We start from the raw sequence: 657 nt of genomic DNA on the forward strand, positions 1-657 counted from the left end.
AGACTTTATTAAGCCCGTGACACCGGCTGCTGCAGTTAAATGCCCCAGGTTGCTTTTGACGGATCCTAGTAGGCACTGAGCTTCAGGTATTTTAGAGTTTTGTTCAAAGACTGCTTTCAGGGCCGATACTTCGATAGGGTCACCAATGGGGGTAGCGGTTCCGTGAGCTTCTATGTACCCTATCTTATCTGCAGTGAGTCCAGCATCTTGTTGTGCTGCCAGAATAACGTTTTTCTGACCCTCTTCGCTTGGGGCTGAAAAGCTGCCTTTTTGAGCGCCATCATTGTTGACTGCTACACCTTTGATAACGGCTGTTACTCTATCTTCGTCTTCGATAGCGTAATCGAGTCGTTTTAGAACGACCAAACCGCCACCATCACTAAACACAGTGCCGTTTGCCTCGCGATCGAAGGGGCGCGTATGACCGTCATGAGACTTGATACTTCCTTCTTCGGGGATATGAGGTTGTTCTTGCGGGAAGGAGAGAGAAGCGGCTCCAGCAATGGCGACCTCGCATTCGCCAGAGCGGAGAGCTTCAACAGCCTGGCACACCGCTACCAGAGATGTCGAGCAGGCAGTCTGAATGTTGACTGCAGGGCCGTTTAAGTTAAGTTTGTGCGCAATTCGTGTTGCGGTGTAATCTTTTTCATTTGCGAC

At 50.1% G+C, this 657-nt stretch carries 1 protein-coding gene; it reads right to left on the reverse strand.

The features are described 5' to 3' along the window. On the reverse strand, positions 1 to 657 hold a 657-nt coding region (locus A3763_RS01315), incomplete at both ends, for a beta-ketoacyl synthase N-terminal-like domain-containing protein (protein ID WP_197482670.1).

Source organism: Oleiphilus sp. HI0128, assembly GCF_001635365.1.